This window comes from Nitratidesulfovibrio sp. (assembly GCF_040373385.1).
Classification (GTDB): domain Bacteria; phylum Desulfobacterota; class Desulfovibrionia; order Desulfovibrionales; family Desulfovibrionaceae; genus Cupidesulfovibrio.
Genome location: NZ_JBDXXH010000009.1, coordinates 68,646 through 87,665, shown reverse-complemented (window position 1 = coordinate 87,665; position 19,020 = coordinate 68,646). Strand labels below are relative to the sequence as shown.

15 protein-coding genes are annotated in these 19,020 nt (G+C 67.0%); 11 read left to right on the top strand and 4 right to left on the bottom strand.

What is annotated here, in order from left to right; all coding sequences use genetic code 11:
- Positions 1 to 125 precede the first annotated feature (125 nt).
- The 5 genes from ABWO17_RS14280 (at position 126) to ABWO17_RS14260 (ending at position 6,514) form a co-directional block, all read left to right on the top strand.
- Positions 126 to 2,180 carry a SulP family inorganic anion transporter gene (locus ABWO17_RS14280; RefSeq protein ID WP_353119669.1) on the top strand — a complete coding sequence of 685 codons (2,055 nt, stop codon included), beginning with the start codon at positions 126 to 128 and terminating at the stop codon, positions 2,178 to 2,180.
- Positions 2,177 to 3,274 carry a hypothetical protein gene (locus ABWO17_RS14275; protein ID WP_353119667.1) on the top strand — a complete coding sequence of 366 codons (1,098 nt, stop codon included), beginning with the start codon at positions 2,177 to 2,179 and terminating at the stop codon, positions 3,272 to 3,274. The genes ABWO17_RS14280 and ABWO17_RS14275 overlap by 4 nt, the downstream gene beginning before the upstream one ends.
- Before the next feature lie 258 nt (positions 3,275 to 3,532).
- Positions 3,533 to 4,597 (top strand): tRNA dihydrouridine synthase, encoded by a 1,065-nt coding sequence (locus ABWO17_RS14270; RefSeq protein ID WP_353119665.1) that lies wholly within the window; start codon positions 3,533 to 3,535, stop codon positions 4,595 to 4,597.
- Positions 4,594 to 5,439 (top strand): 4-hydroxy-3-methylbut-2-enyl diphosphate reductase, encoded by an 846-nt coding sequence (ispH, locus tag ABWO17_RS14265; RefSeq protein WP_353119663.1) that lies wholly within the window; start codon positions 4,594 to 4,596, stop codon positions 5,437 to 5,439. Before ABWO17_RS14270 ends, ispH begins: the two co-directional genes overlap by 4 nt.
- 124 nt (positions 5,440 to 5,563) lie before the next feature.
- Positions 5,564 to 6,514 (top strand): chemotaxis protein, encoded by a 951-nt coding sequence (locus ABWO17_RS14260; protein WP_353119661.1) that lies wholly within the window; start codon positions 5,564 to 5,566, stop codon positions 6,512 to 6,514.
- Positions 6,515 to 6,769: 255 nt separating this feature from the next.
- On the opposite strand, the gene ABWO17_RS14255 is transcribed toward ABWO17_RS14260, so the two are convergent.
- Positions 6,770 to 7,858, bottom strand: a complete 1,089-nt coding sequence (locus tag ABWO17_RS14255; RefSeq protein WP_353119659.1) for a pseudouridine synthase — start codon at positions 7,856 to 7,858, stop codon at positions 6,770 to 6,772.
- A gap of 321 nt (positions 7,859 to 8,179) precedes the next feature.
- Complete coding sequence (locus ABWO17_RS14250) at positions 8,180 to 9,844, bottom strand: FG-GAP-like repeat-containing protein (protein WP_353119657.1); 1,665 nt, start codon at positions 9,842 to 9,844, stop codon at positions 8,180 to 8,182.
- Positions 9,845 to 10,235: 391 nt separating this feature from the next.
- On the opposite strand from ABWO17_RS14250, the gene ABWO17_RS14245 reads away from it, so the two are divergent.
- Positions 10,236 to 11,597 carry an NOL1/NOP2/SUN domain family protein gene (locus tag ABWO17_RS14245; protein ID WP_353119655.1) on the top strand — a complete coding sequence of 454 codons (1,362 nt, stop codon included), beginning with the start codon at positions 10,236 to 10,238 and terminating at the stop codon, positions 11,595 to 11,597.
- A gap of 145 nt (positions 11,598 to 11,742) precedes the next feature.
- Here the strand turns inward: ABWO17_RS14245 and ABWO17_RS14240 are convergent, their stop codons facing one another.
- Complete coding sequence (locus ABWO17_RS14240; protein ID WP_353119653.1) at positions 11,743 to 12,723, bottom strand: 3'(2'),5'-bisphosphate nucleotidase CysQ family protein; 981 nt, start codon at positions 12,721 to 12,723, stop codon at positions 11,743 to 11,745.
- 315 nt (positions 12,724 to 13,038) lie between these two features.
- Here ABWO17_RS14240 and ABWO17_RS14235 point away from each other — a divergent pair, with 315 nt between their 5' ends.
- Positions 13,039 to 13,548, top strand: coding sequence for a C40 family peptidase (locus ABWO17_RS14235; protein WP_353119651.1), 510 nt, complete (start codon positions 13,039 to 13,041; stop codon positions 13,546 to 13,548).
- 95 nt (positions 13,549 to 13,643) lie between these two features.
- Here ABWO17_RS14235 and ABWO17_RS14230 read toward each other — a convergent pair whose 3' ends face one another.
- A complete protein-coding gene (locus ABWO17_RS14230) occupies positions 13,644 to 13,931 on the bottom strand; it encodes an HU family DNA-binding protein (RefSeq protein WP_167122055.1) in 288 nt (95 codons plus the stop codon).
- Positions 13,932 to 14,196: 265 nt separating this feature from the next.
- Between ABWO17_RS14230 and ABWO17_RS14225 the strand changes: the two genes are divergently transcribed.
- The 4 genes from ABWO17_RS14225 to ABWO17_RS14210 all read left to right on the top strand — a co-directional run bounded on the left by ABWO17_RS14225 (position 14,197) and on the right by ABWO17_RS14210 (position 18,902).
- Positions 14,197 to 14,916 (top strand): MerR family transcriptional regulator, encoded by a 720-nt coding sequence (locus ABWO17_RS14225; RefSeq protein ID WP_353119649.1) that lies wholly within the window; start codon positions 14,197 to 14,199, stop codon positions 14,914 to 14,916.
- Positions 14,917 to 14,990: 74 nt separating this feature from the next.
- On the top strand, positions 14,991 to 15,617 hold the full coding sequence (locus ABWO17_RS14220) for a DUF5343 domain-containing protein (RefSeq protein ID WP_353119647.1): 627 nt from the start codon (positions 14,991 to 14,993) through the stop codon (positions 15,615 to 15,617).
- On the top strand, positions 15,610 to 16,197 hold the full coding sequence (locus ABWO17_RS14215) for a Swt1 family HEPN domain-containing protein (RefSeq protein ID WP_353119645.1): 588 nt from the start codon (positions 15,610 to 15,612) through the stop codon (positions 16,195 to 16,197). The genes ABWO17_RS14220 and ABWO17_RS14215 overlap by 8 nt, the downstream gene beginning before the upstream one ends.
- 374 nt (positions 16,198 to 16,571) lie before the next feature.
- A complete protein-coding gene (locus ABWO17_RS14210; protein ID WP_353119643.1) occupies positions 16,572 to 18,902 on the top strand; it encodes a vitamin B12-dependent ribonucleotide reductase in 2,331 nt (776 codons plus the stop codon).
- Positions 18,903 to 19,020 lie beyond the last annotated feature (118 nt).

Below are 19,020 nucleotides of genomic sequence, written 5' to 3'. Positions count from 1 at the left end.
GGCCGTGGCGCTTCCCCTCCCCGGTCACCACGCTGGACACCAGCCCCCTTCAGAGGCATTCTGGGGGCATGCTCGGCACCCCCATGCATTCCGGCGGGGGCGCCCCCAAGCCCAATGGTGAGACCATGTCCGACACAGCAGACACGCCAGGCACGCCCCACGCAACCGGTGGCCCCCCCGATCCCGCCGATCCGGCCAGTTCCGCCAATCCCGGCAGTTCCGCCCCGCCGCCGCCGTCCCCGCCTTCCGGCGGCCCTTCCTGCCCGGTGCCCCCGCGCGGCCTGGGCGACAAGCTGCTGTGCGCCGCCCTGCCCTTCGTGGAAAGCCTGCGCAGCTATTCCATGCAGGCGCTGCGGGCCGACATGCTGGCCGCGCTGACCGTGGCCGTGGTGGCCCTGCCGCAGTCCATGGCCTATGCGGTCATTGCCGGGGTGCATCCCAGGTACGGGCTGTACGCGGCCATCGTGCCGGTGATCGTGGCCGCGCTGTGGGGAGCCTCGCGCTACCTCATCGCGGGCCCCACCAACGCCATCGCCATGCTGCTTTTCGCCACCATGGCCGAAACCGTGGTCAACGGCGTGCCCCTGTCCGCCCTGCCGGAAGAAACGCGCATGGCCTACGTGTTCGGCGTGGCCATCCTGGCCGGGCTGCTTCAGGTGGTCATGGGCCTGGCCCGGCTGGGCGAGTTGGTGCACTTCATCTCCCATTCGGTGATGGTGGGCTTTACCGCCGGGGCGGCGGTGCTCATTGCCGTGGGACAGCTCAAGAACCTGCTGGGCGTCAGCATCGGCAACGCGCCCACGTTCCTCGAACTGGTGCTGTCCACCGTGCGTCATCTGCCCCAGACCAACCCGTGGGCGCTGGGCACGGGGCTGTTCGCCATGGCCGTGGCGCTGGGCATCGCGCGGGTGCACCGCCGCCTGCCCGCCGCGTTCCTGGCCGTGGCCGCGTCGGGCGTGGCCGCATGGGCGCTGGACCTTGGCGCGCACGGGGTGAAGGTGGTCGGGGCCATCCCCGCCGGGTTGCCGCCCTTTTCGCTGCCGCCCGCGCCCGACGCGCAGGTGATGCGTGACCTGTTCATGCCCGCCCTGGCCATTGCCCTGCTGGGCGTGGTGGAGGCGCTGTCCATCGCCAAGACCCTGGCAGGTGCGCGGGGCGAGCAGGTGGACGGCAGCCGCGAATTCGTGGCCCAGGGGCTGGCCAACATTTCCGCCGGATTCTTTTCCGGCATTCCGGGCAGCGGTTCGTTCACCCGCAGCGCCGTCAATTTCGTGGCCGGGGCGCGCACCCGCTTCGCCGGGGCGCTTTCCGGCGTGATCACCCTGCTGGCGGTACTGCTGCTGGCCCCGCTGGCCGCGTACATTCCCATTGCCGCGCTGGCGGGCATCCTGATGATCATTGCCTGGGGCATGATCGACAAGCACGGCATTGCTCTGGCGCTGAAGGCCACCCGCGCCGACCGCACGGTGCTGCTGGCCACCTTTGCCGCCACCCTGCTGCTGGACCTGGAAAAGGCCGTGTTCGTGGGGGTGCTGCTGTCGCTGGTGCTGTTTCTGCGCAAGGTGTCGCATCCGCTGGTGTCGCGCATGGATACCTGCGACAGCCCGGAATTGCAGGGGCTGCCCGCCGGGCCGTGCTGCCCCAACCTGGCCGTGTATTCCATAGAGGGCACGCTGTTCTTCGGGGCCGTGGATGAACTGGAACAACGCCTGTACGAATACGAGGATTTCGGGCACCGCGCGGTGATCCTGCATTTGCGCCAGGTGCACTGGGTGGACGCCACGGGCGTGCACGCCTTCCAGCAGTTTCTGCGCAAATGCCAGCGGCGCGGGGTGGCCCTGGTGCTGAGCGGGGTAAAGCCCGCCGTGCGCGCGGTGTTCGAACGATCCGGCCTTTTGCCGCAACTGGGCGCGGACAACATGGCGGAAACCCTGTCCGACGCCCTGGCCCTGTGCTACCGCCGCTACCTCAAGGGCGCGGTGTGCGACGCCTGCAAGTCTTCCAACGAAGGACGCTGCCGCCGCGACCACCACGCCGGGGGCAGTGACGGCACCGGGGGAACGGGCGGCACGGGCACGGGGGCGGAAGACGCGACGGTTCCCTCGGTCATGGCGGGCACCGGCGCCATGGCGGATGCCGGTACGGATGCAGGGCGTCCCGGCGGGGGCGCCCAGGCATGAGCGAGCGCATCCGCCACACCCCCGGTACCGGCTCCACGGGGCTGTCCGGCAGCTTCGACGACCGTCAGGGCGCCGGGCACGACCCGGAACGCGCGGCGCGCTTCCGGCGGGCTCATCGCCCCGGCGACACGGTGCGCGGCGTATTCCTGCGCCCGGCGGCGCAGTCGGCGGCCTTTGCCGGGCCGGGAGCCAACGCCGGCGGATTGGGCTGGGCCGACATCGAAGGGCAGACCCTGCTGGCCTCCATGCCTGCCTTTCCACAGCCCGGCACGGAACTGCTGTTCCGGGTGGAACGCACGGAGCCGGACATCGTGCTGCGCCTGCTGGCGGAAGGCAACGGCGCGGCCACGCCGCCTCCATCGCCCGCCCGGCTGGCGGCGGACTACGCCGCCGCGCGCGACCGGCTGGACGCCCGGCTTGCCGTTACGTTGTTCCCGGAGTGGACGGCGGGGACCGAATCGGCCACGGGGACCGGACAGGCCGACGTCGTGGAGCGGGCCGCACCCAGCCCCTCCCCTGCCGCAACCACCGCCGCCGCGCGCCATGCGGCCCTTGCCGCACACGTGGCCGAAGACGCGGAAACCGCCGGGCTGTTCCTGGCCTGCCAGCGCGCCCGGCTGGCCCTGCTGCCCGTGCTGCGCGCGGCGCACCCCGGCGTGGCCCTGCTGCACCTGCCGTGGCTGTGCCCCACGGCCCGCGCGCTGGACTGCGCGGTGCTGCCGCCGCAACCGGGTTCCACGGGGGGCGGATTGACCCGCATCCTGCTGGGCGGGGCACGCGGCCCGACCAGTGCCCTCGGCACGCCGGACAGCCCCACCGGCAGCGCATCGCCCCCTTGCTTTCCGGGGCACTTCCTGCTGCACGGCCTGCTGCGCCCCGCCACCCCCCAGGTTCCGGCCCGTCTGGCCTTCCGGGTCATGGCGGAACATCCCGACGGGCTCGATGCGTTGCTGGAGCCTTTGGCAGAAGGTCTGTCCGGTACCGGCAACACCGAAATCGCCCTGTTGTCCACCGGGCCCCTGCCCGCCGGGCCGTCCGACCCGCTGGGGCTGCTGCTGGCCGCGCTGCACGGGGGGGCCGGCCTGCTGGCCTGATTCCGGGGCATCGGCAATACCCTTGCGGCAAAAATTTCACGCTCTTCTGCTTTATTTACGGAATGTTGTGGGGCATCCCGGCTGCGCCCCCCTGGCCACCCCTTGCCCGCAAATGCCCATGACAGTGGGACATGGGGGGGGGCGCGGGGGGGCGTTGCCCCCCGCCCGCCGGAAGCGTACAAAACCCCTTCCCACCCCGTGCACCGCAACCCGACCACGCCAACCTGCCCGCCACCCGGCGCGCCGCCCGCACCCCGCATGACCGACACCGCATCCCCCGCACCCCACCTTTCCGAGGCCCCGCCCCTGCGGCCCGACGCCCCCTGGCTGGCCCCGCTGGCCGGGTATTCCGACCTGCCCTTCCGCCTGCTGTGCCGCGAACACGGCGCTGCTGCCTGCTGCACCGAAATGGTCAGCGCCAAGGGGCTGCTGTACCACAGCCCCGGCACGCGCGACCTGCTGGCGACAACGCCGGAAGACGCACCGCTTGTCCTGCAACTGTTCGGGGCCGACGCGGACATCATGCGCACGGTCATGCCGGGGCTTCTGGAACAGGGGTTCCGCTGGTTCGACCTGAACATGGGATGCTCGGTGCCCAAGGTGGTCAAGACGGGCTGCGGCTCGGCCATGTCCCGCGACATGGACAACGCCCTGGCCGTGGCCCGCGCCATGGTGGAGGTGGCCGGTGCAGGCCGGGTGGGCTTCAAGATGCGGCTGGGCTGGCAGATGGGTGAGGAAACCTGGCGCGAGATGGCCCTGCGCCTTCAGGACGCGGGCGCGGGCTGGATCACCCTGCACCCCCGCTTCGCGCGGCAGGGCTTTGGCGGCGGGGCACGCTGGAGCGCCCTGCAAGAGCTTGCGGCAACGCTGTCCATTCCGGTCATCGCCAGCGGCGACCTGTTCACGGCGGCGGACGCGGTGCGCTGCGTGCGCGAGGCGGGCGTGGCCACGGTGATGTTTGCGCGCGGGGCCATGAACAACCCCGCCGTCTTCGACGAATATCGCGCCCTGCTGGCCGGGAGCCAGCCGCCGCCGCCCGATGCCGACCGGCTGAAGGCGCTCATCCGCCGCCATCTGGAACTGGCCCTGGCCCATTCCGGCGAACGCACCGCCCTGCTCAAAATGCGCACCTTCGTGCCGCGCTACGTGCGCCATATTCCCGGCGTGCGGGCGCTGCGCAACCGGCTGGCCTCGTGCCTGGACCGCGACCTGCTGGAAGAACTGCTGGAAACCCACCTGACGCAGCAGGCGTTCGCCGAAGACGGCGGCAACACCGACACCACCGCCCACCCCGCCCACTCCGACGGAGATGCCCGGCCATGAAGATCGTCCGCGCCCGCACTGCGGGCTTCTGCATGGGGGTCAGCCTGGCCCTGCGCAAGCTGGACCGCGAGGTGACCGAAAGCAATGCGCCCATCGCCACCCTTGGCCCCATCATCCACAACCCGCAGGTCATGGCCCACTACGAGGAGCGCGGGGTGCGCTGCCTGCGCGACACCGCGCAGGTCACTCCCGGCCAGCGGGTGGTCATCCGCGCCCACGGCATTCCCGTGGCCGAGGAAACGGCCCTGAACGCCACCGGCGCCTCGGTGGTGGACGCCACCTGCCCCAAGGTCAAGCGCGCCCAGCTCGGCATTGCCGAGGAACGGGGCCGGGGCGGCACCCTGCTGCTGTTCGGCGAGGCCGACCACCCGGAAGTGCGCGGGCTTTTGTCCTACGCCGGGGAGGGTGCCACGGTCTTCGGCTCGCTGGACGAGTTGAAGGGGCTGGCCCTGCCCGACGACGTGAACTATTTCCTGGCCGCCCAGACCACCCAGGACCGCGCGGCCTTCGAGGACGTGGTGGCCTGGCTGCGGCAGCGCCTGGGCCGCGATATCCCCGTGCTGCAAACCATCTGCGACGCCACCCGCAAGCGCCAGCAGGAGGCCGTGGACATTGCCCGGCGGGTGCAGGCCATGGTGGTGGTAGGCGGCTTTGACAGCGGCAACACCCGGCGCCTGGCCGACGTGGCCCGCGCGCAGGGGGTGTTCACGGTGCACGTGGAGACCGTGGACCAGCTTCCCGTGGACGAGTTGCGAAAAAAATCAGTCATTGGACTAACGGCAGGGGCCTCTACGCCGAAAAGTCTTATTGACGCCGTGCAGCGGTTTCTGGAATCCTTGTAATCCTGTTCCAGAGCGTTCCTGCCAGCCGAAACCGGAGTGTCTCCCCTTCCGGCTGGCGGAACCCGCTTCGGAAGCCAGGCGCACCGCACGTACCGAAAGACGCGACGCACCAACGGAGGGGACCATGTCCCAGACCAACATCCTGCTCGAAGCCGGGACCAACGAGCTCGAGATCGTGGAATTTCACCTAGAGGAAAGCTCCACCGACCCCGCAACGCCCAATTACCGGGGCTACTACGGGGTCAACGTGGCCAAGGTGCTGGAAATCATCCGCATGCCCAAGGTCACGGGCCTGCCCGAGGTGCAGCACCCCTCGGTACTGGGGGCGTTCAACCTGCGCTCGCACATCATCCCGCTGGTGGATCTCAGCCAGTGGCTGGGCAAGCAGCGCACCGAAAGCGAACCGCCCAAGGTCATCGTTACCGAATTCAACAACGTGACCACGGCGTTCATGGTCTCCGGCGTCAACCGCATCCACCGCATCAGCTGGGAGGAAGTGGAGCCGCCGAACAAGTACGTGGCGGCGCTGTCCAACAACTCCATCACCGGCGTGGTCAAGCTGGAGGGGCGGATCATCTTCATCCTGGACTTGGAGAAGATCGTTGCCGACCTCAACCCGCAACTGGGACTGCGCCTGGACGAGGCCGTGGACTGGTCGGCCAACACCCGCTACCGCGCCCTCATCGCCGACGATTCGGGCCTGATCCGCGAAATGCTGAAGGACCTGATGCAGAAGGCCAACTTCGAGGTGGAGGCCGTGAACAACGGCCGGGAGGCCTGGGAGCGGCTGGTCGAAATCAAGCGCAAGGCCGAACAGGACAAGCGCCCCGTGACCGACTACGTGCAGGTGCTGGTTTCGGACATCGAAATGCCCAGCATGGACGGTCACAACCTGTGCAAGCAGGTCAAGGAAGACCCGGCGCTGAAGAACCTGCCGGTGGTGCTGTTCTCGTCACTGATCACCGACAAGTTGCGCCACAAGGGCGATTCGGTGGGGGCCGACGACCAGATTTCCAAGCCCGAGGTCACGGCGCTGGCCAAGCGGTGCCTGGCGCTCATCGAGGCGGCCAAGTAGCGGACGGGTTACAGGCTGGTACGATAGATACCTGGGGGCGGTGCGCCATGCGGCGTGCCGCCCCTGTTCGTTGTGCCGCAAGGCGGCGCGGACGCCGTGCCGACCCGCACGGTCCGCTCGGGTCGGCGGACGTCCGGAGCCACGGCACGCGCCACGCAATGCCGGTGCACCGTCCTTGGCGGAAAAGCCTGCGCGAAAGAGCCCGTCGTGCCGTACGGGCGGATGTGTACGGGGGGACGTGTACGGGCGAAAAGATCAGGGTTGGGCGATATCCGCAGGGGCGGGCGCATCCGGCAGTTCTCCGCCGTCCACCTTCCAGCGTCCGGACCAGTCCGGCAGGGCCGTGAAGCATTCGCCGTCGGGCAGGGTCAGGCGTACGGCATGCAGCAGCATGCCCTGCCCGCAGGCGGGGCCGCCGTACTTGCGGTCGCCCATGATGGGGTGCCCGCGCTCCGAAAGCTGCACCCGGATCTGGTGGGTGCGCCCGGTGTGCAGGCGCACCAGCAGCAGCGATGCCGCATCGCCGGGCCGCAGGGGGGTGACGGTGCAGGCCGCGTGGCGACCCGCGACATCATCGCAGGCCGCGTGGACCGCGCCCTCATCGCACGCCGCGAAGATCGCGGCATGGCCGCCGGGCCTTGCGGCGCGAAAGGCCGCGCCATCCCCGTCCACCCGGCGCACCTTCTGGCGTCCGGGTTCACCCTGTTTCTCCAGACGGTCGCGCAGGGTCAGCGCCTCCGCGTGGGGCCAGCGCCCCGCCACCCAGGCCAGGTATTCCTTCACCAGCCCTTCGCGCGCCGCAAAGGCGTCGGACAGCGCCCGCAGCCGGGCATAACTGGTGGCCACCAGCAACAGGCCCGAAGTGTCGCGGTCCAGCCGGTGCGCGGGCGTGGGCAGAAAGTCCGCCCCGGCGTACTGCGCCGCAAGCCGGGCGGTGACGCAGTCGTCATGGCCGGTGCCCGGCTGCACCGCCAGCCCGGCGGGCTTCAGCAGCACCAGCAGCCCCTCTGCGCGCCCCACGACGGGCAAGGGGGATTCCCGAAGCTCCGGGCGCGGGGCGGAGCCCCGCTCTTTTCCTCCGCCCGCCTCTGCCGGGGCCTCCCGCCCTGCGTCCGCCCCGGCATCCGGAGCATGCACACCGCCCGCCAGCGCAAAGGGCGGCACCCGTACCACGTCGCCCTCGGCCACGCGGTCGAAGGGCTTGCAGCGCCCCCCGTTGATGCGCACCTGCCCGGTGCGTACCCAACGCTGGATGGCCGACTGCGGCGCGCCGCAACGCCGTTGCAGGTACTGCACCAGCTTTTGTCCGGCCTCTGCGGCGGTGACCACGAGCGGTTCTGCCATGAATGGATTCCGTGGATTGAAGATGACGGCGCCGCGCCCGCATGCCGGAGGTCGGCGGCGTCAGCGGGCGGCCCCGAATGGCTCGGACGGCACCAGTGATGCGAACGCCACGTACGACAGGGTGGCACGTACGACAGGGGGCGACGCCGCCCCCCCCGGCGGACGCGGGCGTGTACCCGCCATTCCCGCAACGCCGTTGTCCCGTTACGAAAACGCCCGGCGGGAGCTTGGCATCCCGCCGGGCGTGGTCATCAGATGAACCGGGGACGAACCGGGGCAAGGGGCGCTTCCCGCAGGGGGGAAGGCCTGCCCGATGCCGGGCTACTGCTGTTCGTTCTCGGTCTTGTCCGGCGCCGTGTTGGGATCGGCCTTGGACAGGTCGAGGGGGTAGGCCAGCAGCATGGTCTTGCGGCTTTCCAGGCCCAGGGCACCGGGGTGGGTGTTCACGCACAGCACGATGTCGGTCACGCCGTCGTTGTTGAAGTCGCCCACGGTGAAGTCGGCCACGGAGCCCTTGATGCGGCGGGTCTTCCATTGCAGGTTCAGGCCCACGCCGTCCCAGTACAGGGCGTGGATTTCACCCTGCGGGAAGAAGCGGTAGCGCTCGAAGAACTGCGACGCGGTGGAGATGGGCCGGTTGACCAGCAGTTCCCAGTTGTCGTCGCGGTCCAGGTTCACGGCATACATGCGCAGCGGCACGAAGTAGATGTTCTTCAGCTGCACGCGGTCCTTGCCGAGACCGGGCATGGAGGGTTCCTCGGGAATGCCCTTGGCCGAACCGGAGTAGTTCTCGTCGGTTTCGGACAGACGGGCGCCGCGGTCGGTGTGCACGCGCAGGCGCTCGTTTTCGGTAAGGATCACGCACTTGTCGCCTTCACCCTTGCCACCGGGCAGGTAGGTGAAGTTGAACACGTTGGCGCCTTCGGGCAGGTCCAGGCGCTTGCCCGGAACCAACTGGTCGCCGGTCTTCATCATCTCGTACACGCCGGGCTTGAACAGGCGGGGGGAATCGCCGCGCTGGCCGATGAGCGTGGGAATGTAGTCCGGGGGCAGCTTTTCCACGTTCAGGTAGAAGCGCACCCGGTGCATCACTTCGGTGAACTGGCCGCCCTTCCAGTTGAGGATGAACGCCTCCGGATCGCCGTCGCTGTTGTAGGCGCTGACCACGATTTCCTTCAGGCCGTCGCGGTTCCAGTCCAGGGTACGGATGCTCAGGCATTCGGCCATGCCGGGCGAACGGTATTCGCCCATGGGCACCAGGCGACCGTTGTCCCAGCGGTAGGCGTAGACGGCGTGGTCGTCCAGCATGAGGACTTCGTTCTTGCCGTCGCCGTCAAGATCTTCCACCACCATGCCCACGGCCGAATAGTTCAGCGCCTGGCTGCGGATGCGGCTGTCGCCTTCCGGCGAGCCCGCGTAGCGGAACTGCGGGTTCAGATAGACCTGCTGGGGCTGGGCCTCGTTGTGCACCAGCTCGGGGTTCATCTGGTTGACCGCCTTGGGCGCGGCATTGGCGGGGCCACCCTCGCCGGGGCGCTTGAACACCTCGGCGTTGATGGAATCGGCCACGCCCTTCAGGGCGGGGATGAGCCCGGCCACCTTGGCGTTGGCCGACTTGGGCCATTCCTTGCCGTCGCGGTCGCGCACGCGCACGTCCAGGCTGCAATCCTCGCCCACCACGGTCACGCTGCCCCACACGGCATAATCGGCACCCAGCGAGGCCTGGGCGGCCCTGGCCTGGGTTTCGGTTTCCGGCGGGGTGACCTTGGCGGAGGCTTCCTTGGAAACGGGATGGAAGTTGTCCTTCCAGTACAGACGCGAAGTGAGCATCTCGGGGATGGCCCGCTCGAGATACTTGTAGCCAGCAGGGCCGTTGACCTTGAACGGCAGCACGGCGAAGCTCTTGGGGGCCGGTGCGGCCATGGCGGTGGCGGCGGAAAGCAGCAGGGCAAGCACGAGCGCCGCCGAGCGCATGAGCAGTTGCATCAGGTTCTCCTTGGTTCAAGGGCGCATCCCCGCGCGCATCCCGGAAGGGGAAGGGGGATTGCCTTGGCGCTGAACGCTCTCATAATATCTCTTGATGGCCGAAGCAACCATAAGGTAGGAGCGGCGCTGTGCCGTCCGCCTTTGGTCGCATCTGGCGGGGAGCGGCGGAGACGTCCCGCGCCGGAGGCAGATCGGCCTGGCCCGCACCCCGTCAGGCCGCGTCTGGCCGCGTCTGGCCGCGCGACCGGCACATCGGCCCCGGTGTGTCGGCCCGGCACGGTACCCGACACAATGCCCCGGTTCCGTTGCTCCCGTATGTCCGGCCTGTTTCTTCCGTGTATCACGGCATGCCGCCGCGCAGCCATCATCAATCACTTTTCCCCGAACGCCCATGACCGCACCCGCCGCCCGCTCCTTCCGCATCGTGTGTCCGCCCGCGCAGGTGCCCCTGGTGGAGGACCTGCTCCGCGCCCAGGGCTACGGCTTCGACCCGGAGCCGTTTTCCCCGTGGTGCCGCCGCCTCACGGCAGAACCGCGCCCCCTGGGCGGCAGCCTGGCCGCGTTCTTCGGGCTGATCTACATCCAGGACCGCTCGTCCATGCTGCCCCCGCTGGCGCTGGCTCCGGAATCCGGCGCCGCCGTGCTGGACCTGTGCGCCAGCCCCGGCAGCAAGACCGGGTTCCTGGCCCAGCTGGTGGGGCCGCACGGGCTGGTGGTGGGCAACGAGCCCAACCACACCCGCCTTGCCACCCTGCGCCAGAATCTTTTCACATTGAACCTGGTCAACGCGGTGGCCTGCTCGCACCCCGGCGAAGCGCTGCCCCTGCCCGATGGATCGTGGACGCGCATCCAACTGGACCCGCCCTGCTCCGGCTGGGGCACGGTGGAGCGCAACCCCTCGGTGCTCAAGCTGTGGCAGGGCGACAAGGTCAAGCCGCTCATCGGCATCCAGCGGCTGCTGCTGGCGGAAGCCGCGCGCCTGCTGGCCCCCGGCGGGCGGGTGGTCTTTTCCACCTGCACCACCAACGTGCACGAGAACGAGGCGCAGGTGCTGCACGCCCGCGATGAACTGGGGCTGGAAATCGTGCCGCTGGCCCCGCCGCCGGGTTTCGTGTTCGCCGAACCGGAACTGCCCGGTTGCGAAGGCACCTTGCGGGTGGACCCGGAACGCTCGGGCGCGCAGGGCTTCTTCATCGCCTGCCTGCGCAAGCCCGGCCACGGGGGGCTGGACGGACGCGGCGACGCAGGCCCCCTTGCCGACGGCCCGACCCTGTCCGACGCCGAACGGGTGCGCGCCGCTGCCCTGCCCGCCTCGGCCTGGCCCGACACCGGCCTCAATCCGGCCCTGCTGCCCGACGGCGTGGTGGCGCCCTTTGGCGACACCGCCTATTTCCTGCCCCGGCCCGCGCTGGAACGGCTGCCCGCCGCATTGCGGTGGCGCGGCTACCCGCTGGGCAAGTGGGGCAAGGACGGCATTCGCCCCTCGCCCCGGCTGCGCACCCTGATGCCATACCCAGTCGGCCCGCACGACCTCGCCGGACATGACGGGCATGACGGGCATGACGGGCAGGGCGGGCAGGGCGACGGCGTCCCCATCCTGCACATGGACGACCCGGCAGACATCTCCGGGCTGCTCACCGGCCGCAGCATAGATGCCCCGCGCAATGCCAACGCCGCCCTGCTGTACTGGCGCGGCCTGCCCCTGGCCCGGCTGCGCGTGAAGGGGGGGCGGGCCTTGTGGGCTGAGCGTTAGCGCCATTCTGAACTGGAAACCGCCCCGGCGCAGCGTGCAAAAAAGGGCGCACCCGGCGCCCCGTTCAGCCCCCATGCGTTTCCCACGCATTCCGGCCCATCACCGGCCCACCCTGTGGAGCCGAACCGCAATACCGCACTGCGGCTCAGGCCGGAGCGTCCTGCCTTTCACCGCGCGCGTCCGCCGCACGGTCTGAAGGTCCCACGGCCAGAATGAACCCGTTGCGCATATCCGGCTTGTTGTAGGTCAGCGGCGTGCCGTCCAGCAGGGTGACCGTACCGCCCGCCCCTTCCAGCAGCGCCTGCCCCGGCGCGGTATCCCATTCCCAGGTGGGGTGCATGCACGGAAAGACGTGCGCCACCCCCTCCGCCACCAGGCAGAATTTCAGGGGCCCGCCCGCCTGCATGCGCCGGTGTGGAAACAGCCCGGCGCGCAGCCTGTCCTGCATTGCCGTGTCTGACGGCATGGGCACCGGCGCGGGTGATCCGGGACGCCCCGGAAACGCCGCCGAGCGGATGTCCGCGTGCGCGGCCAGATAGGCGTCCAGCCGTGGAGTGCGGCGCACCCGCCCCTGCATCACTGTTGCGCGTTGCGGAAAGGTGCGGGCGGCGCGCACCGGCTCCGGCGGGCCGCCATGCTCCACCCGCCACGCACCGCAGCCGCGCCCACCGTACCAGGTCACCCCCAACGCGGGAAAATGCAGGATGCCCGCCGTGGGCACGCCGTGCTCCACCAGGGCCATGCACACCGCGAAGTCCCCTTCGCCGTTCAGAAAACCGCGCGTGCCGTCCAGCGGGTCCACCAGCAGAAAACGCGGCCATCCCGCCCGCACGGCATGCGGGGGAATGCGCCCTTCCTCGGACAGCACGGGCAGGCCTGGCCGCAGCCGGGCCAGCCCCTGGGCCAGCACGGCCTGCGAAGCCTCGTCCGCCTCGGTGACCGGAGAATCGTCGGCCTTGCGGCGGATGCGCGGAGCGGCCCCGCCGCACCAGTGCAGGATGGTCCGGCCCGCAGCCTCCATCAGGGGCAGCAGATCGCACAGGGGAAAGGGTGCGACCCCGGTCCGGCTGCCGTCGTCCTGCCCGGCGCCGCCACCACCCCCGGCAGAAAAGGAGCCTGGCGCCATGTCCGGTGACTCCCGCCGGTCCGCTCGGTGGCCCGTCCCGGCGCCGTCACGGCATTCACCGCGCGCGTTCCGCTTCCCGTCGGCCATCACCCCTCCGCATGCATGGGCATTTTCAGGATTTCATGCTACTGCACGGCCATGCGCTTCGCACACTCCGTCGGCATGCATCGACGCGCGCACCGCACCGTCACGACCACCGCCACTCCGCAACATAGCGGAACGCGCGGCACGGCGCATTGCGCCCGCCGCCCCGGCCAGGTCCCTGGTGTTTCCATCGCCAACCGGACCACGATCCGACGAACCACGCTGGCTCTTGTGCTGCTGTCCGTTGTGGCACTTGCGGGCTGCGCGGGCAAGCAGCAGATCATCATGGAGCCGGAAGCCCCGTCGCAGGTCCGCCAGCAGGCTCCGTCCGCGCCGTCACAGGCACTGGTAAGCACCGCCCGCTCCGCCCTGGGCGTGCCCTACCGCAACGGTGGCCGCACCCCGGCCGAAGGGTTCGACTGCTCCGGCTTCGTGTGGTGGACCTTCCACCAACACGGGGTGAACCTGCCCCGCACCACCGAGGAACAGGCCGCCTGCGGCAGCCCGGTACCCCCCGGCAACGAACTGCGCCCCGCCGACATCATCGTGTTCCGCACCGGGTCCGGCCCGCTTGGCCTGCACACGGCCATCTACACCGGCGGCGGGCAGTTCGTGCACAGCCCCAAGCCCGGCGGCACCGTGCGCGAGGAAAGCCTGACCGTGCACTACTGGCAACGGGCCTTCATTGCCGCGCGGCGCATCCTGCGCCCGGCGGACCCGCCCGCACCGGGCATGCCCTGATCCGCAACCGGACACCCCGCGCGGCACGGCACATGCCCAAAAGAAAACGGCCGCACCCCGAAGGATGCGGCCGTTCGCGTCCGGACGCGTGAATGCTACTTGTTCAGGCCGTCGACAAGGGTCTTGGCGGCCATGAACTTCACGGCCTTGCGGGCCGGAATGGAAATGCTCTGACCGGTCTGGGGGTTCCGGCCCGTGCGGGCGGCCCGCTCGGTGACCGAGAACGCGCCCACGCCGGGCAGACGCACGCCTGCGCCGTTGGCAACGCCATCGGCGAGCACGCGGCAGAACGCGTCATACGCCTTTTCGGCGCTCACCTTGGTCACGAACACATCGGGCAGCGCCTCTTTGAGGGCGGCAACAAATTCAGCCTTGGTCAACATCAGGATGTCCTCCTTGCGCTATGCGGATTTCCCCCCGTAACCGAACCACGGTCAGCATGTCCCACCCTATGCAGTGACCGCGTTTTCTTGTCAATCGTTTCACGGCCCGCAAACCAAGGAAGCACGCGGTTTTCCCCTGCCGCCCCCCGTTCTGTTGCGCTTGGTTCGCATTGCGTATAGGAGAAAAGATGCACACGGCCCCAGAGCAACAGGCAATGCGCACGCCCGGGGCAGCGCATCCGCCACAACGCCACGGGAGCACACCATGCCGAGCCCCTCACCGAGCGATACCGCACAGTCCGCGCCGCCGTCCGACGACGGCCTGCTGACCATCGCCGACATCGCCCGTCGCCTTTCCCTGCCGGAATCCACCGCGCGCTACTACTGCAAGCGCTTCGCGGCATTCATGCCCACCGTGGGCGACGGGCGCCGCCGCCGCTACCGCGTGGAGACCCTGACCATCATCGAGGCCATCATCGAGGCCATGCACACCGCCCGCACCGCCAGCGCGGTAGAGGCCATCCTGGCCCGGCGCTTTCCCCGCAATGCCGCCGTGCAATCCGCCCCCGGCAGGGCCGGGGCTGCGGACGGCACTTCCGCAACACGCGCCACCGCAAGCACCGCGCCCCAGCCGGTACAGCCGGTACCCGTGCCCGACGACGCCCCCGCCGTCCCGCCCGTCCCCGTTGGCGGCGTGGAACCGGGGCACGCGCTGTACGCACTCATCGAACACCAGACCCGCGCCCTGGACACCATTGCCGCCGCCCTGTCCACACTTGCGGCCCGGCAGTCGGCCATGGACCTTCTGGCCGACCTTGCCCGCTCCGCCGAGGGCGAGGTGGGGGCCATCCGCAAGGATGTGGACACCCTGCGCCTGCTGCTGGATTCTTCGGAAAAGATTCACCAGCAGGACCTGGACCAGTTGCGCGACTGGCTGGGCAGGGTCATCGCCGACCGGCGGCAGCGGGTACGCGACCAGGTGTAACCAGTCCAACGCACCCAAAAATCATACAGGCACTCAACAGACCCTACATAATATCTAAAAAAGTTGAGAGGAAAATGGCACTCACGAACGCATACGTCCAAGTTTATGGCCAACTTCCTGAACTTTTCACTCGTATCTCTGAAGGGGCTGCGCCCGACAAGTTTACTAACCAGCACCTCAAGGACTGGGGATACAATTCTTCAAACTATAGAGCGGTAATTCCGCTACTTAAAGCTTTAGGCTTTCTTTCCGCAGATGGGTCACCAACGTCTCGCTACCATGAATACCGCAACACAGCTCAATCAAAACGAATCATGGCGGACGCCCTCAAGGAGGCTTATGGAGATCTGTTTACAATTAAACAAACGCCAAAAGCGACAGACAGAGAGCTTATAGAAGGAAAGTTCAAGAGCACCCACAACACCAGCCCACACACAGCAAAATTAATGGCAAGCACATTCTATGCCCTCCTTGACCTTGCAGACCTCTCTCCTACATCTGATAAAAAGCATGACAACACGCAGATACCCCATGAAGAATCATCTACAAAATCAACATCAATAACGACAACAGATCAAAGCACGCGACAACATACTCGCCCAAGCCTACACTACAACATTCAAATACATCTTCCTGCCACCAAAGACATCGAGGTTTTTAACGCTATATTCAAATCACTGAAGGAGCATCTCATTGATTAATCCACTGAAAGACTTGCGAGATTTTATGTTTCGCGGCGTCATGTTTGAATCCGAAGCAAACAAATTTCAATCTGCTGGCATACAGGTCGGAGCAGATCAAGGACAAGCTGAAGAAAGATTACTCTCTGAGGCGTTGACACCCTTTGGAGTTAGCAGGAGAAACAACGCTATCGAGATGGCTAGACTATATGCTGTTCTGCATTGCTTTGAAAACGAAGTTCGCTCCTTAATCAGAGAACGGCTAGAAGAAAAAGAAGGGCCGAACTGGGCAGACAAATTGCCTAGAAATGTTAAAAGCTATGCGGAATCACGCCAAAAATCTGCATTTACAGATTCATGGCTTGAAGGCGAGAAAGCCGACATCCTCGGCTTTATAGACTTTGGACATTTATCATCAATAATTTTGGAGAATTGGAAGCACTTTGAGGACCTCATCCCCTCGCAACACTGGTTAAAACAAAGGATGGATGAGCTTGAAAAAGCAAGAAACTTTATTGCACACAATAGAATGTTGCTACCTAGCGAGTTTCACAGAATGTACATGTATATTGCAGACTGGAACAGAGTCATTGGTCTATAACGCATATTGCTCTCCTTCCACGATCCAAAGCATAGACATATACGCAGACTGTATCCCCCTAAAGAGCCGCCCTCCAAAGAACTCCTAACCAAAAGTCATCTACGTTTTCCCCACCCGGCATTTCGCGCATCTTTTTTCCGCACGTGATTCCGGCGCATTATGCCGTATTACGAAATGACATCATTCCGTCGTTCCATGCGTCCGCCCTGTGCCCACGCCACCTTGCCGATTCCGCACACTGACTGTGGAAAAAATCTAGAGTCTGGATTTTCCCGCCGGGCCGGGTTACACCACGGATTGGTCACAACTGCGCTCACGACAAAAATCACATTGCAATTCAACACATTATAAAAATATCACCGGAAAACAGCCACATGACATCCCCCGCGAACCAGCCCCTGCCCACCCCGCCCCCCATGCCCGAGGCCCTGCCCGATGTGGCCCTGAACACCAACGCAAAGATCGTGCTGGCCAAGCGGTACTACCGCAAGGGCCCCGACGGTCAGCCCTTCGAGGACGCGCGCACGCTGTTCTGGCGCATTGCCGGGGCCATCGCCGCCGAAGAAGGCAAGTACAAGAAGTCGCCCTACAAGGCGGACGCGCTGGCCCGCGAATTCTACGACCTGATGACCGGCTGGAAGTTCCTGCCCAACTCGCCCACCCTGATGAACGCGGGCACTGACCTGGGCCAGCTTTCCGCCTGCTTCGTGCTGCCCGTGGGCGATTCCATTGAGGAAATCTTCGACGCCGTGAAGCACGCCGCCATGATCCACAAGTCCGGCGGCGGCACGGGCTTTTCCTTTTCGCGCCTGCGCCCCAAGGAGGCGCGCGTGGGTTCCACCGGCGGGGTGGCCTCCGGCCCGGTGTCCTTCCTGCGCATCTTCAACACCGCCACCGAGCAGATCAAGCAGGGCGGCACGCGGCGCGGGGCCAACATGGGCATCCTGCGCATCGACCATCCGGACATCATCGAGTTCATCCGCGCGAAAGAGCGCGACGGCGAATTCAACAACTTCAACCTGTCCGTGGGGCTGACCGAAGCCTTCATGAAGGCCGTGGAAGCCGACGAGGAATACGACCTCGTGGCCCCGCATTCCGGCCAGGTGCGCGAACGGCTGAAGGCCCGCAAGGTCTTCGAGATGCTGGTGCAGAAGGCGTGGGAAAGCGGCGATCCGGGCATCGTGTTCCTGGACCGCATCAACCGCGACAACCCCACGCCGAAGCAGGGCGAGATCGAATCCACCAACCCCTGCGGCGAACAGCCGCTGCTGCCCTACGAGGCGTGCAACCTGGGGTCCATCAACCTTTCCGCGTTCTTCGTGCCCGGCACCGCCTCCGCCCCCACGGCCTCTCCGGCCAAGGACGCCGGCCTGCCGCACCCCTCGCCGGAAAAGGCCATCGACTGGGCGGAACTGAAGCGGGTCATCCATCTGGGCGTGCGCTTTCTGGACAACGTCATCGACGCCTCGCGCTTTCCGCTGGAGCGCATCACCGAAACCGTGCACCGCAACCGCAAGATCGGCCTCGGTGTCATGGGCTGGGCCGACCTGCTGTACCAATTGGGCATTCCCTACGACAGCCAGGAGGCCATCGGCCTTGGCGAGCGGATGATGCAGTTCGTGCAGGACGAGGGCCGCGCCGCCTCCAAGGTGCTGGCCAAGGAACGCGGGCCCTTCCCGGCCTATGCGGAATCGACCTTTGCCGAACGCGACATGGGTCCCTACCGCAACGCCACGGTGACCACCATCGCGCCCACCGGTACCCTGTCCATCATCGCCGGATGCTCGTCGGGCATCGAGCCGCTGTTCGCGCTGTGCTTCTCGCGCAACGTCATGGACGGCGAGCGGCTGGTGGAGGTGAACCCCCACTTCGAGGCGGCCCTGCGCGACACCGGCAGCCACAGCAAGAAGCTGATGGAAGCCGTGGCCGAAAAGGGCTCCATCCAGGCCATGGACCACCTGCCCGAAGACCTGCGCCGGGTGTACGTGACCGCCATGGACATCGCCCCGGTGTGGCACCTGCGCATGCAGGCCGCCTTCCAGAAGTACACCGACAACGCCGTGTCCAAGACCGTGAACCTGCCCAACTCGGCCAGCATCGACGATATCCGGGCCATCTACTGGATGGCCTACGAGCAGGGCTGCAAGGGCGTCACCGTGTACCGCGACGGCTGCAAGTCCGTGCAGGTGCTGTGCACCGGCGAGGGCGAAAAGAAGGACGACGGCAAGGACGACGGCGACCACAAGAGCGCCGTGCGCCAGCGCCCGGACATCGTCTACGGCTTCACCCAGAAGGTGCCCACCGGCCTTGGGGCCATGTACCTGACCGTCAACGAAGCCAACGGCAAGCCCTTCGAGGTGTTCGCCACCATCGGCAAGTCGGGCCGGTCCATCACCGCCAAGGCAGAAGCCATCGGCCGCCTGGTGTCGCTGGCCCTGCGCTCCGGCGTGGAAGTGCGCGACATCGTCCAGCAGCTCAAGGGCATTGGCGGCGAGCACCCGGTGTTCCAGAAGAAGGGCCTCTTGCTGTCCATCCCCGACGCCATCTCGTGGGTGCTGGAAAACCGCTACCTGAAGGGCGAACTGCCCCCCCACGGCCCGGTGAACGAACTGGACAAGCAGCGCTGCCCCGATTGCGGCGAAGACCTGGTGTTCCAGGAAGGCTGCTACATCTGCCCCGGCTGCGGGTTCACCAAGTGCGGGTAGGGAAAATCAGGCAAGAATAACCGGAGGAAGAAACCTTTTGGAAAAGGTTTCTTCCTCCGGACCTCCATCTTCCAAAACTTTCTATTGGCGGGCTACTCCCTGATAATGAAAAGTTTTG